The sequence below is a fragment of the Floridaenema fluviatile BLCC-F154 genome (assembly GCF_041929135.1).
GTDB classification, from domain to species: domain Bacteria; phylum Cyanobacteriota; class Cyanobacteriia; order Cyanobacteriales; family Aerosakkonemataceae; genus Floridanema; species Floridanema fluviatile.
Genome location: NZ_JBHFNS010000043.1, coordinates 69693 through 82414, shown reverse-complemented (window position 1 = coordinate 82414; position 12722 = coordinate 69693). Strand labels below are relative to the sequence as shown.

Genomic DNA, 12722 nt, shown 5'->3' with positions numbered 1-12722 from the left:
GAAAATGCTACAAGTAGAACAAGTTTTACAAGGACGTTACCAACTCAAAGAAAAATTGGGACAAAATGCGGGTAGACAAACCTGGTTAGCCGAAGATTTAAAAAGCAAACCTTCCGAACAAGTGATTGTAAAATTATTAGCTTTTGGCGGTGATATTCAATGGGATGATTTAAGATTATTTGAACGAGAAGCGCAAATATTGAAACACTTAAAACATCCCCAAATTCCCCAATATCGAGACTATTTTTCAGTAGATGAGCGAATACTTTGGTTTGGTTTAGTGCAAGAATACATCCCTGGTGAATCCTTGAAAGACTTACTGAAAACGGGGAGAAGATTCACGGAAAAAGAAGTGCGTCAAATTGCCGAATCGCTGTTAAATATTTTAACTTATTTACATGAATTAAATCCCCCAGTATTGCACCGAGATATTAAACCGAGTAACATTATATTAGCAAAAAATAAAAAAATATATTTAGTAGATTTTGGTGCAGTTCAAGATAAAGCAGCGGTGGAAGGAGCAACTTTCACGGTGGTGGGAACTTACGGTTATGCACCGTTAGAACAGTTTGGCGGAAGAACAGTTCCCGCCTCAGATTTGTATGCACTGGGAGCAAGTTTAATTCATTTATTAACCGGAACTTCTCCCGCAGATTTACCGCAAAAAGATTTACGGATTCATTTTAGCGATCGCACTAATGCTAACTTAAGATTAGTTCAATGGATTGAAAAACTCACCGAACCATCTTTAGAAAAACGGTTTACTACAGCCACAGAAGCTTTAAAATCACTAAAAACAAACCGTTTCTATAATCTCCCAGTTAAAAGCTTTACTAATCCTCAAGAAACCAAAGTTAGACTTAATCGCACTCGCCAAACTTTGTTTATTAAACTACCAAAACGTAAACTATCTTTGATCGAAGCAGTATTTTGTGCGATCGCTCTAATCCTGTTAGCGCAAGGAGGATTATTTGGTATTTTTGGACTTATTCAAGCAATGGTTTATGGTTCAGCGTTTGGCTTTACTCTCTACAGTGTATTCTTGTTGCTGTGGGGAAAATTCACTTATCACCTTTTACTCCAAGAATTTGGCTATCAAACAATCACTTTTAAAGCTCATAACTTTTTAATAGAGAAGTGGTTATTTAATTATTGTGCCAATCAGAAAAAAGCTTGTATTTCTGACATTCAAGATGTTTTTCAAAGCGTACAAGTTACACATAATTCGTCTTTTCAAGCAACTGGTAAAGAAGAGGAAATGGTAACAATTCAAACTATAGATAAAAGGTATTCTTTCGGGTTGGGGTTGAGTGCAGCAGAATGTTTTTGGTTAGCACAGGAAATTAAAGATTGGCTAAGTTCGCGTTAAGCACAGGAACCGCTGCATTTATTAATGTTAATAAAGGGCCATTTTGTTCTTGTCCATTTACAGCTAAATCGCTATGACACAAGTAAAGTTGCTCTCCGGTACGATTGAGCAAATCTTTTAAAATCCTTTGCAATCTTTCCTCGCCTTCTCTATTTTCATCTTCCGTAGTCCAAGGTTGAGCAAAGCGATTTTGCAGGAATAATTGTGCGCCATATAAATTAGCTGCACCTCCACTTAACCACAGTGGCGAACCTGCATCTAACCAAAATTGCCACTTATGAAATCTCCGACTAGAACGGTATTGGAAAATATTAGCTAAAGTTACCGCTTGCTTGGTAATTCCAAATAGTCTGACTGGGTAAGGATTAGCAGTAATTGTCCCACTTCTGAGCAACTGAATAAAGCGACCAATGGTAGTATTAGGTAAGGTATTATTGCTGGCAATTTTTCGCATTCTGGCATCAACTTCCCAATATTGTTGAGCAGTTTCAATTAACTCTCGTAAGGCAGATAATTGGTCATAAGGAAGATAGCTACCATGCCAAAGAAAGCGTTGAATTGCTCTGTCTAAAACGTAAACTGGGTTAGGAATAAGATGCTGTTCTTCTTGCGATCGCTGTTCTGTTACCCACTGCAAAATTTCCTCATAAGCTTGAGTCGCACGATATCCCAATCTATCCCAACGGACAAAGGTTTTTACAGGTAATAATTTCGGCAATTCAATATCTGGTTGATAGCAATAATCTGCTAATAAACCTGCACGAACTGGATCGATCCAATGTTCAATTTTAGATTGAGAATTCGGTTCTCCGCTATATACTTGTCTCGCACTTAAAACGATTAGCATTTCTGCGATCGCATTTTTATCCACCAACCTTCCTAAACCCGGATAAACTAAAGCTAATAAAGTTAGTAAACCCCGGATAATTGGCGAACTAGCCAAAGCACGTTGATCGTTTAAAGACTCAACATCAACACCTTTACTAGAAAGAATTTCGATTAAAGTATAACGTGCGATCGCATCTAAACCTGGTGCAATTACTGCTACTTCTTGCGGTTTAACTTTTCCTGAATTAACTGCATCAATAATTACTTCTGCTGTTTGGCGTAACAATTGCGATCGCGAAGTTGTTTGAATAGACTTAATTTCATCAGGCAAATTAAACATTAACATCGGATCGCTAACCGCTTCTACTAAAGTCATTCCCCAAGTATTTCCTAAAGATGCTTCAGGTTGATTAATTAACCTTTCCACTCGACAACGAGAAGCTAATTGTGCTAAATAATCAGGGTCAGCACCTAAACCTAACCTAACTTTTCCTTCAGGATTAAAAGTAAAAGCGCCAATTGCACCATGAGTCAATAAAAACTCGAAAACACCTTTAACGATCGCCGGATAATCATCAACATCATCCGCCAAAACTAATCGATAGCGTCGCATTAAATGCTGCTGATAAGTTTGATTAGGTAATAAATATCGCCAATATAATTCAGAAATAATCCCATAAGTTAACAAACCTTTTTGCCAACACCAATCTCGCCAACGCAGCAACATTTCCAAAGGAATTGTCACCGATGACTGAGTATTAGTTATCAGCAAATCATCATTTTCTTGCTCATTAGGAAAACCTTGTTCTAAAATTTGTGGCAGATCTTCGATTGGTGTACCGCTAAGACCTGCTAATAGCAACAAGTCCAAAGCACGTCGCACCAAACGATATTCATTCACCCCCATTTTTACCGCAATTCCCTGGTCTAATTCCGATCGCCATAGCTGAGTTGCAAACTCTTGTTCTGCTTCTGGACGCAAACGCAGCGGAAATTGTGCAGGCAAGTTCAACTGTTGAATTAATAACGGCCAAAATAAAGTGACTTCATTTTCAAAAAAAGCTAAAGGTGTGGTTGTTTGGACTGCTAAATTAGGTTTGGCGATGTTGATGCGATCGGTCAATTCAATCCGATTATCTCCATTAGCCGCAAACATTAAAACTGCTGGGACACCTTGCTTGGCAATTAAACGACGTTTCCGAAAAGAAACTCTTTGACCTCCCAAGGTATCTGTTAAAGCAGTGTTTGCTAAATCAAAACCTAACTCTGACCAATGACAAAACTGCTCGATTAAACGTGCTGTTTTTCCACTGCGACTAGAACCAGAAATCCAAATAGATTCAGAAAACACGGTTTCTCCTCCGTCGAATCTGTTATGATACCACATACATTGTCAAACTAAAGCTATAAAAATACTTCTGGTCGAACTAAAACAAAATTCACAACACTCTCTGTCATGATTTACAGCATTTCTACCTCAATTCAAGGACTAATACGCTCAGTTAAAGATTGGTACTTTGACACTCCAGAAAGAGCCTTAGAACAAGCTTACAATGCCGCTTTACAAATTAAAGCCATTGAAGATGAATACTTTGAAGGCAACAAAATTTCTGTCAACCAAACTGATTATAGCGATAGTGTTAAAGCATATTTTCAGTCAGAATTAAGACAAAATTTAAAGATTGCTGCCAGTCGCTTGCGCGAATTCAAAGCTAGTAGTTCTTTTCTGAATTTAATTACTAGTCAAAAAGTGGCTAAAACTCTGATAAATTCCTCAGATAATAATGGTCAAGCTTACCAAAGAATATCGAACTCCCAGCAGGTAACAGTAACATTAGAAAAACTGAAATTTATCGACCAAGTAATAGCCAAATACAGACCACAAACCAGATTGGATGAGACAAATTCCTCTACTTCACTAATGGTTGTTCCCCAAAATAGTCACAAACTGGAATCTAGAGAAATTATAGCTGCTGATGGGTTAAACAATGAAAAACAGCTTTTTGGTGCGCCTCAAGATGAAACTAATAAATTTGAAACAGTCATTGATAAAACTGGAGTATTACCCAGATCGATTTTCACCACCCTAAATAAAATTCAAAGAGAATTAGACCCGCAATCAGAACAAGAAGTTATTAAAAAATACCGCAGTTCCAAAGCCAAAACAGCTATTTCTCTTAGGTTTATTTTAACTTTAATTATTGTACCTTTGTTAACCTTCCAACTGTTTAAATTAGCGATCGTAGGTCCGATAGTTGACAACTTAATTGAGAACAACAAAATTAGTATATTCATTAATGAAGATTTGGAACGAGATGCCCTAATAGAATTAAGAAAATATGAGGAGCGTCTTAAGTTTGATTATTTAATTTCGGGAACACCAAAACTTGCTCCCGAAACAATGGAAGAAAGGCTACAAGAAAGGGCAAATGAAATCGCCGAAGAATCCCGACGTACTAGTGCTAATGCAGTGAAAAATGTCTTTTCCGACTTAGCAGCATTAGCAATGTTTGTCGTAGTCATTATGTTTAGTCGGCGGGAAATAGTCATTTTGAAATCCTTCATGGATGAAATTGTCTATGGACTCAGCGATAGTGCCAAAGCTTTTATTATTATTCTCTTAACTGACATCTTCGTTGGCTACCATTCACCACATGGTTGGGAAGTACTTTTAGAAAATGCCGCCCGTCATTTAGGTTTACCAGAAAGTCGGGATTTTATCTTTTTGTTTATTGCGACTTTCCCAGTAATTCTAGATACTGTATTTAAGTATTGGATCTTCAGATACTTAAATCGCATATCTCCTTCCGCAGTAGCAACTTACAGAAATATGAATGAATAGTTGAATCTAGATCCCCGACTTCTTGAAGAAGTCGGGGATCTGAACAAAGATGTGACAGCTTGAAGGGCTGTCAGTTACCTAAGCAAAAAGCGATCGCAAAACGCCTAAACTAAAACTAAGAAACGCTGAGAAAAGCTCATGAACAGCACCACCAATCCTAACCCAGTACTCTTAGTTCACGGCATTAATGACACAGCCGCAGTTTTTGCAAAAATGGCTCCCCAATTATTGAGAAAAGGTTGGCGAGTACATGACATAGACTTAACTCCGAACAATTGCGATCGACCTTTAGACTATTTAGCCCAACAAATTGCCAATTACGTAGAAAAAACTTTTCCTCCCGAACAACCCTTGGATATTGTTGGGTTTAGTATGGGAGGAATCGTCAGCCGTTACTATATCCAAAGATTAGGCGGAATCGATCGCGTCCAGCGATTTATCACCATATCTTCACCCCATCACGGCACAGTTTTAGCATATCTTCTAGAGCGTCCCGGTAGCATTCAAATGCGACCAGATAGCCCATTTTTAGCTGACTTAAATCGTGACTTAACTATGTTAGAACGGATTAACTTTACATCCATCTGGACACCTTTTGACTTAATGATTGTCCCGCCCACTAGTTCGCAAATGCAAGTAGGGCGAGATATCCAAGTACCAGTTGCCCTTCATGCCTGGATGATTACCGATCCAAAAGCGATCGCATCTGTCATAGTAGCCCTTTCCGAACCACTCAGACAGCATCACCCACTTGGGCAAACTCCGCCTCTCCAAAAATCGCCGAAAATTGACAGTAATATTTAAACTCCAAAAAATTGGAGAACGGATCTTCTAAAAAGAAAGTACGATGTTCAGTAGGCAAACCCCCAAATCTCCGTTTCGGTTCTTGGTAAAAAGCCAGCTGCTTTTGTTGCGCCCTCGCCAACAAACTTTCCCAGTCTGCTTCTTCAGTAAAAATTAAACCAAAATGTCTCGGATAAATCCCTTTTTGCGCTGTCAGCAATTCTTTGGTAACATGAGCAACAATCTGATGCCCGTAAAGATTGAGAATTAAAGAATTTGCCGTTTCTCGACCAACGGAGCACCCCAAACCAGCAACATAAAACTCTTTAGTTTGGGCGATGTTACCAACAGGAAAGGCAAGATGAAATAAAACTTGATTCATAATTTACTGTGTCACAAGAGGCTGTTATTCAATGTTTAATTCTATTTATTCGCTCAATCCCTGGTTAATTGCAGTGGGATTAAACACAGTTTTATTATCGATCGCCTGGGTAATCCCGAAAAAACTACTCACCCCAGCTGGTTTATTTCACGCTTGGTTACTAGGCGTACTAATTTGGGGAACGCTCGGCTCTTCAGGTTACATAGTAGTCATGTTTTACTTCCTCGTCGGCTCGGCAGTCACCCGCATCGGCATGGAACAAAAAGAAGCCGAAGGCATCGCCGAAAAGCGTTCCGGTGCCAGAGGCCCAGAAAATGTTTGGGGTTCCGCAGCAGCCGGAGCCCTTTGTGCTTTAGGCGTAGCCGCTATTAGTTGGGGTTCTCTCCCCAGCAGTCTACAACCTTTACTGTTACTCGGTTATGTCGCCAGTTTTAGCACCAAACTTTCCGACACCTGCGCCAGCGAAGTCGGCAAAGCTTACGGCAAACGCACTTTTCTGATTACTACTTTACAACCAGTAACTAGGGGGACTGAAGGAGCAGTCAGTTTAGAGGGAACTTTAGCCGGAATTATCGGTTCAGTAGCGATCGCCCTTGTCGCTTGGAGTGTCGGTTTGATTAATTTAGTAGGTATTGGTTTGTGTATCATCGCCGCTTTTGTCGCCACTAACTTAGAAAGCGTCATTGGCGCAACTCTCCAAGCTAAGGTTAGCTGGTTAACCAACGAAGTAGTCAACGCCATTAATACCCTTGTGGGCGCGATCGCAGCAATTTTGTTAGCTTTAACACTGACACGCTAAAAAAATTTCCCAGAATTTTTCCGTAACTTTCTGGAATAGTACTACCACTATTCGTAGATATAGGTGTGTTAAAGCGAAAGCAAACACACACTTTATTAGGTGAATTTATGGAGAAACGATGATTAGCTAACTTTGTTAAAAAATTCTGTATTCCTTGTAACTTAATGCCAAAGTCTCTTCTATTGATATATATTTAGGTAGGGATACTTAGTGTACAAAGTATAGTCTAAGCTGTGGCATCTTCCACTTATCACCAAAATGAAAAATGGCACGCTTCTATTACATAGTTAGTGCCAAACTCTTTGTGTTTTTTCTCACAAATATAGTGCTTACTCTTCATTTTAGGAGGAGAAAATCATGGCTGTCAATCTTTTTAATGCTCAAACTTACGCTTCCCTGTATCCTGACTTAGGAGCAGCAGGTTTAACCACCCCCCAACAACTAGAAAGCCACTTCCGTAATATCGGAGTTAACGAAGGAAGATTGCCTTCAATATTTGTTAATCCTAAATACTATGGCAGAAGCTATGCTGATTTAGGACGAGCAGGGTTAACAACAAACGCACAGTTATTCAACCATTTGGAAAGCTTTGGTGCGAATGAAGGACGACGTTCTTCAGTTGCGTTCAGCCCTTATTTTTACAGAGCAGTTAATACCGACTTAACAGCTGCTGGCTTAACTAACGAGCAATTATATCAACACTTCAATGTAATTGGGGCGAGCGAAGGACGTGCTTCCTCGGAATTTTTCAACCCATTTTTCTATTTAGCAACTCATAGCGATTTAGCAGCTGCTTTTGGTGATGATTATCAAGCCGCACTAGTACACTTCGTAAATTATGGTGTGAGAGAAGGACGGGTAGGTTCTGGCCCTGTTTCTCCGGCCACAGATCCGAGTAACGTATCTAGTACTGCTTACGATTTAGGCAATTTGATTGCTAAAGGAACCTTTGTTGATTTCGTGGGAACTAGCGATCGCGATGACTACTACGGCTTCCGTGTAGTCGATCCGACTAATTTAAACTTGAATCTTTCTGGATTGAGTGATAGTGCCACACTGAAACTCTTTGCCGATATTAACGATAACGGTCGAGTCGATCCAGGTGAAGAAATCACCAATGTTACTGGTAACGCTTCCAATCCCGCAGTCATTAACAAGACCTTGGGTGCTGGTTATTATCATATCAACGTCACTACAGAAAACCCTGCCACTAACACCTTGTACACCTTGGCAATGTCTCCTTCTGTAATTGAATCTACCAACACCACAGACCCCGGAGATAACCAAGCTAGTGCTTTCAGTCTCGGTACTCTAACTGGTAGCCGCATAGTGACAGATTTTGTCGGTAGTAACGATCGCATCGACTTCTACAGCTTTGTCTTAAATGGCAACAAAAATCTCAATCTTTCACTCAACGGTACAACCGATCCAGCTTACGCTCTCCTGTACCAAGATACTAATACCAACGGTGTGTTAGATACTACCGAAATCTTAGGAATTGTGAATTCTTCTAACAATAGCCTGGGTAGTTTGACACAAAACTTAGGTGCAGGTACTTACTATGTCGAAGTATTTACCAACACTACCACAGCTAACACCAGCTATAACATGACCTTAGCTGTATAATCCATTTTCCCAAATCATAATTGTCTGAAAAAAACTGGGGAAGGAACAGAGATGAAAATCCCTGATTCCTTTCCCAATTAACAACATTTATGATTAACTTTTGCATCTGCTCATCTACTCATGGCAAAAATCTGTTCGGCTGTGAGAGTTAAGTTAGGAAACAAGCGGGACTCTACTCGATCGCCTCCACGAAAAATTTTACCTGGCAAATATTCACCATTCTCCAATTGATAAATCATAATTGTCGGCTGTTTTGGCGAACCAATAAAACGAATTCCACCTAATGCAGCGTAGTCCACAATTATGTATTCTAAAACTCCCAATTCTTCATATTCAGCCACTTTAGTAAGATAGTCATCTTTCCAATTCGTACTAACTACTTCGATGATTCCTGGTGGTGGAACATAAGCAGCAGCAGAGCTAGAATTACCTTTCATGCGCTGCCATTCTTCCTTAGCAAAAATTACGATATCTGCTTTACGGCTTTTTTCTTTCTCGCCCGGTTCAATTTTGAGCCGAACTTGTTTAGACTGTCGAGAAATATATGGAAGATTTGCCTCCAAGCAGTGAGTTTCCAGGTAAGCACAAAGTCGCTCGATCAAATCCTCATGATTTGCATTTGGTTCAGATAATGGCACAGGAACTCCATTAAGTAACTCAAAGTCTCTGCCTGAACCGTCATCCCAGGCGAGAAATTCCTCAAAAGTTAATGGCTTTGTAATGGTTAGATACATGGGGTTAAACTCCCAAATAGCGGCGCAAAAACATTTCCAAAGTTTCTAACTTGAAATTAAAAATTGATTCCAAGTTAGCAATTTCATCACTGGTACAAAAGAATTCATTTCCCAGTAATACGCGCAGAGTTCCTAAAGAATCTTTGGCAAAAGGATTAACTAAACCGATCGCACTTCGTACCCCATCAAACATAAACAAAGGTATATTAACCACAAATGGTTCTTGGTCAAAAATTTTGCCAAAAATCTGCGGAATTTCCCTCCGTTCTAAAATTTCTGGCCCACCAACCGGAAAGATTTGATTTTTTGCTCCTGGCAGATCAACAGATTCCACAGCAATTCGAGCTAAATCATCAGTGCTAACAATTGAAGCCCGGTTTTTTGGATCTCCAACTAACAAATAAATGCCCGTTTCCCGGAATCTTTCTGCTAAAGTTAAAACATTAGAAGCAAAACCCGAAGGACGCAAAATAGTGTAATTTAAACCACTAGCTTGCAAGTATTTTTCTACTTCTCGTTTAGCTTTAAAAGTTGGCGCATCTTCGTATCCTCTGTCAGCACCAAGCACAGAAATAAAGACAAAATGTTCGACTCCAAATTCTTTTGCTCGATCGATTAATTCGATATTCGATCGATAATCAACTGCTGCGGGATTGCCATTTCCCCCATGAGCACTGATAATATATTTAACTCCCTGACAAGCTTTGTGAATATCTTTATCTTGCTGTAAATCACCGATAAAGATTTCGCTACCTCGATATTCTAATTCCCCGTAACGTGAGGTGAGGCGGACAAACGAACGTACTGGTTTTTGGCGATCGCATAACAACCGCACGATCCGGCGACCTAAATCTCCAGTTGCTCCAGTTACTAGAAACATAATGGTACTTCCTTTTGGCGATAAATTGGGCGATCGGCTATTTTTGAATCAACTTATATTTAGAGTTTTACATAAGATCAATGTAAATTACAAAGCTTGGGTAAAATTGAGTGGTATGAGTAAGTATCAGATTTATGCAGAAATGCACCAAAGTTAACTGTGGCACATTTCTTGGGCGCAAATTTAAGTTTTGCTAATTTGACCAACGCGGATTTGACGGGAGCGAATATTGCAGAGATTCAGTTATGAAATAGAAAGGTATATTTATAGAGTATAATTTTTATTACTATTTATTCTTTGAACTTTCCAGTAAATCAATGAGCAGTAAACCAAGAATTTTTTCTTTTTTTGCAGGTTCAGGTTTTCTTGATTTAGGTTTTGAATTAAATGGATTTGACATTGGGTATGTTAACGAAATTTATGCTCCATTTATACAAGCATATCGTTATTCTAGAGAATATATGAAAATCCCAGCGCCCAAATATGGTTATCATGAAAAAGATGTCACGAACTTAATTGAAGGAGAAGAAGCCTTAAATCTTTGTTACTTGATCCAAGATGCTCGTAAAGATGCAAGTATTATTGGTTTTATAGGTGGCCCTCCTTGTCCTGATTTTTCGATTGGAGGGAAAAATAGAGGTAAGGAAGGAGATAAAGGAAAGCTTTCAGCCTGTTATGTTGAATTAATTTGTCAACAAAAGCCTGATTTTTTCTTATTTGAAAATGTCAAAGGATTGTGGAGTACGAAAAAACATCGGATTTTTTTTGAACAACTGAAACATCAGCTAATTCAATCAGGATATGTATTGGTAGAACGTCTAATTAATGCTATAGAGTATGGCGTTCCTCAAGACAGAGAGCGAATTATTTTAGTTGGTTTTAGAACTAGTTTAATTAATGATTTAGGGATTAAAATTAATAACAATATCGGCATATTACCAGAAGCATATTTTGCTTGGGATAAATATATAATACATCCTATCAATAAAGTTTTTTCTTTACCTTGGCCTATTGCCAACTCTTTTAAAGAAAATTCCCTATTGCCTCACCCTGATAGCATACCGCTACCCTTAACAGTAGAATATTGGTTTAAAGAAAATGATGTGCTTCATCATCCAAATACTGAACACCATTTTCAACCAAAAGCTGGAATCAATAAATTCGCTTCAGTTGATGAAGGAGATGTTTCCAAAAAATCATTTAAGCGCCTTCACAGATGGCGATATTCTCCAACAGCTTGTTACGGAAATAATGAAGTACACTTACATCCTTATAAAATTCGTAGATTGTCAGCTGCCGAAGCACTAGCTATCCAATCTTTACCTAAAAACTTTATTCTTCCTGATAATATGTCATTAACAAATATGTTTAAGACCATTGGTAATGGTGTTCCTTACTTAGCTGCACAAGCTATTGCTAAAACTCTGCTTGATTTTTTAGAAACAAGAAAATGGGATGATGAAGTACTAGTTAATCAGCAATTGGAGTTACCATTAATATTTAGATAATATTTAGCTGCTTATACTATTTCCTCAGAGCATCTTCAACTAACGGCATTAAATCTTGTTTTCTATTATACAGATATGTACCATCTACTAGTTTAAAATTTTGTTCCATTACGATACCGTGAGGGGCGACTGCTGTGCTAAATATAGTTCTATCAGCAGAGGTTAATTCACTAGCAACCATGTAATATCGCCAACTTTGGGTTAATATATATGCCATTGCTTTGATCGTTGCTGCTTCAAATAATGGTTGATATCTACGATCGGGACGATTTGATGTTTTTAAAGAAACTGCTGCTTTTACTTCTTTTGCTTGTAATGTACCCTTAAACTGATTGTAAAATGCCAAATTATCTGGATTTTTTGCTTGTTCTTTTAGAAGCGATTGAACAGATAAAAAAGTATTCCCATTAGTCATCTCAACAATAATGTAATCTGGACTCGGAAGAAAAATTTTATTTTTAAAAGGTGCAATTTTAGCCAGTTCATTTCCGTCCATGAACTGCTGACTATTAAATAAGCTAAGAAATTTGGAAGATACTTCGTCTTTTCCTTCACTTTGTAATTGAGAGTTTGGCAATGAAAATATAGCAATACAGCTATTATTTTGCTGATTCAGATCAAAAAAGATTTCGGATAATAAGCTAGTTGCTATAAATTCATTCCATCTTCCCGCTGCATTATTAAGAGCACCAACTTCAGGATTTTTGCCGTACTTATCTTTAAAAGCTACTATTGTTCTGTTTTTAAGCCAGTTAATAATTTCATAAACTGATTGACTATGCTCAAGTTTTTCTACTATTTCAGATGATAAAGTTCTATAAATTATTATGCTATTTATTTGAACTTTACTGTTTGACTTATTTGTAAACCATTCGCTATCGCCAACCACTTTATTTATCTCCCTCAATACACACTCTATAAATAAAAGCTTTGCGTAAGTCATAAAAAAGAAAGTACGATCGCCTAAAACT

At 38.3% G+C, this 12722-nt stretch carries 13 protein-coding genes; 8 read left to right on the top strand and 5 right to left on the bottom strand.

All coding sequences use genetic code 11. The features are described 5' to 3' along the window. The first annotated feature begins 4 nt into the window (after positions 1-4). Positions 5-1369, top strand: coding sequence for a serine/threonine protein kinase (locus ACE1B6_RS10765; protein ID WP_413257226.1), 1365 nt, complete (start codon positions 5-7; stop codon positions 1367-1369). On the opposite strand, the gene ACE1B6_RS10760 is transcribed toward ACE1B6_RS10765, so the two are convergent. After that, complete coding sequence (locus ACE1B6_RS10760) at positions 1344-3548, bottom strand: recombinase family protein (protein WP_413257225.1); 2205 nt, start codon at positions 3546-3548, stop codon at positions 1344-1346. The two genes, ACE1B6_RS10765 and ACE1B6_RS10760, sit on opposite strands and share 26 nt — an antisense overlap. A gap of 105 nt (positions 3549-3653) precedes the next feature. On the opposite strand from ACE1B6_RS10760, the gene ACE1B6_RS10755 reads away from it, so the two are divergent. Both ACE1B6_RS10755 and ACE1B6_RS10750 read left to right on the top strand, forming a co-directional pair. Continuing rightward, entirely contained in the window at positions 3654-5039 is a 1386-nt protein-coding gene (locus ACE1B6_RS10755; protein WP_413257224.1) for a proton extrusion protein PcxA, read from the top strand. Positions 5040-5177: 138 nt separating this feature from the next. Then, positions 5178-5843: an esterase/lipase family protein gene (locus ACE1B6_RS10750; protein ID WP_413257223.1), complete on the top strand. Its 666-nt coding sequence runs from the start codon at positions 5178-5180 to the stop codon at positions 5841-5843. Here ACE1B6_RS10750 and ACE1B6_RS10745 read toward each other — a convergent pair. After that, a complete protein-coding gene (locus tag ACE1B6_RS10745) occupies positions 5773-6204 on the bottom strand; it encodes a VOC family protein (protein ID WP_413257222.1) in 432 nt (143 codons plus the stop codon). The two genes, ACE1B6_RS10750 and ACE1B6_RS10745, sit on opposite strands and share 71 nt — an antisense overlap. Positions 6205-6235: 31 nt before the next feature. Here ACE1B6_RS10745 and ACE1B6_RS10740 point away from each other — a divergent pair, with 31 nt between their 5' ends. Both ACE1B6_RS10740 and ACE1B6_RS10735 read left to right on the top strand, forming a co-directional pair. Continuing rightward, positions 6236-7003 (top strand): TIGR00297 family protein, encoded by a 768-nt coding sequence (locus tag ACE1B6_RS10740; protein WP_413257221.1) that lies wholly within the window; start codon positions 6236-6238, stop codon positions 7001-7003. Between the two features lie 357 nt (positions 7004-7360). After that, a complete protein-coding gene (locus ACE1B6_RS10735) occupies positions 7361-8629 on the top strand; it encodes a pre-peptidase C-terminal domain-containing protein (RefSeq protein ID WP_413257220.1) in 1269 nt (422 codons plus the stop codon). 110 nt (positions 8630-8739) lie between these two features. Here the strand turns inward: ACE1B6_RS10735 and ACE1B6_RS10730 are convergent, their stop codons facing one another. Further along, a complete protein-coding gene (locus ACE1B6_RS10730) occupies positions 8740-9363 on the bottom strand; it encodes a Uma2 family endonuclease (RefSeq protein WP_413257219.1) in 624 nt (207 codons plus the stop codon). 4 nt (positions 9364-9367) lie between these two features. Further along, a complete protein-coding gene (locus ACE1B6_RS10725; RefSeq protein WP_413257218.1) occupies positions 9368-10243 on the bottom strand; it encodes an SDR family oxidoreductase in 876 nt (291 codons plus the stop codon). Position 10244: 1 nt separating this feature from the next. On the opposite strand from ACE1B6_RS10725, the gene ACE1B6_RS10720 reads away from it, so the two are divergent. From ACE1B6_RS10720 to ACE1B6_RS10710, 3 genes are all read left to right on the top strand, one after another. Continuing rightward, a complete protein-coding gene (locus ACE1B6_RS10720; protein WP_413257217.1) occupies positions 10245-10400 on the top strand; it encodes a hypothetical protein in 156 nt (51 codons plus the stop codon). Positions 10401-10402: 2 nt separating this feature from the next. Further along, the gene (locus ACE1B6_RS10715) at positions 10403-10492 is read left to right on the top strand and encodes a pentapeptide repeat-containing protein (protein WP_413257216.1); all 90 of its coding nucleotides are present in this window, start codon (positions 10403-10405) and stop codon (positions 10490-10492) included. A gap of 68 nt (positions 10493-10560) precedes the next feature. Next, on the top strand, positions 10561-11751 hold the full coding sequence (locus ACE1B6_RS10710) for a DNA cytosine methyltransferase (protein WP_413257215.1): 1191 nt from the start codon (positions 10561-10563) through the stop codon (positions 11749-11751). Positions 11752-11767: 16 nt separating this feature from the next. On the opposite strand, the gene ACE1B6_RS10705 is transcribed toward ACE1B6_RS10710, so the two are convergent. Next, positions 11768-12694 (bottom strand): Cfr10I/Bse634I family restriction endonuclease, encoded by a 927-nt coding sequence (locus ACE1B6_RS10705; RefSeq protein WP_413257214.1) that lies wholly within the window; start codon positions 12692-12694, stop codon positions 11768-11770. Between the last annotated feature and the right edge of the window lie 28 nt (positions 12695-12722).

What these genes read in the sequence shown, in the direction of transcription:
- ACE1B6_RS10765 (WP_413257226.1), top strand. Translation starts at nt 5, where the DNA reads ATGCTACAAGTAGAACAAGTTTTACAAGGACGTTACCAACTCAAAGAA.
- ACE1B6_RS10755 (WP_413257224.1), top strand. Translation starts at nt 3,654, where the DNA reads ATGATTTACAGCATTTCTACCTCAATTCAAGGACTAATACGCTCAGTT.
- ACE1B6_RS10750 (WP_413257223.1), top strand. Translation starts at nt 5,178, where the DNA reads ATGAACAGCACCACCAATCCTAACCCAGTACTCTTAGTTCACGGCATT.
- ACE1B6_RS10745 (WP_413257222.1), bottom strand. Translation starts at nt 6,204, where the DNA reads ATGAATCAAGTTTTATTTCATCTTGCCTTTCCTGTTGGTAACATCGCC.
- ACE1B6_RS10740 (WP_413257221.1), top strand. Translation starts at nt 6,236, where the DNA reads ATGTTTAATTCTATTTATTCGCTCAATCCCTGGTTAATTGCAGTGGGA.
- ACE1B6_RS10735 (WP_413257220.1), top strand. Translation starts at nt 7,361, where the DNA reads ATGGCTGTCAATCTTTTTAATGCTCAAACTTACGCTTCCCTGTATCCT.
- ACE1B6_RS10730 (WP_413257219.1), bottom strand. Translation starts at nt 9,363, where the DNA reads ATGTATCTAACCATTACAAAGCCATTAACTTTTGAGGAATTTCTCGCC.
- ACE1B6_RS10725 (WP_413257218.1), bottom strand. Translation starts at nt 10,243, where the DNA reads ATGTTTCTAGTAACTGGAGCAACTGGAGATTTAGGTCGCCGGATCGTG.
- ACE1B6_RS10720 (WP_413257217.1), top strand. Translation starts at nt 10,245, where the DNA reads ATGGTACTTCCTTTTGGCGATAAATTGGGCGATCGGCTATTTTTGAAT.
- ACE1B6_RS10710 (WP_413257215.1), top strand. Translation starts at nt 10,561, where the DNA reads ATGAGCAGTAAACCAAGAATTTTTTCTTTTTTTGCAGGTTCAGGTTTT.
- ACE1B6_RS10705 (WP_413257214.1), bottom strand. Translation starts at nt 12,694, where the DNA reads ATGACTTACGCAAAGCTTTTATTTATAGAGTGTGTATTGAGGGAGATA.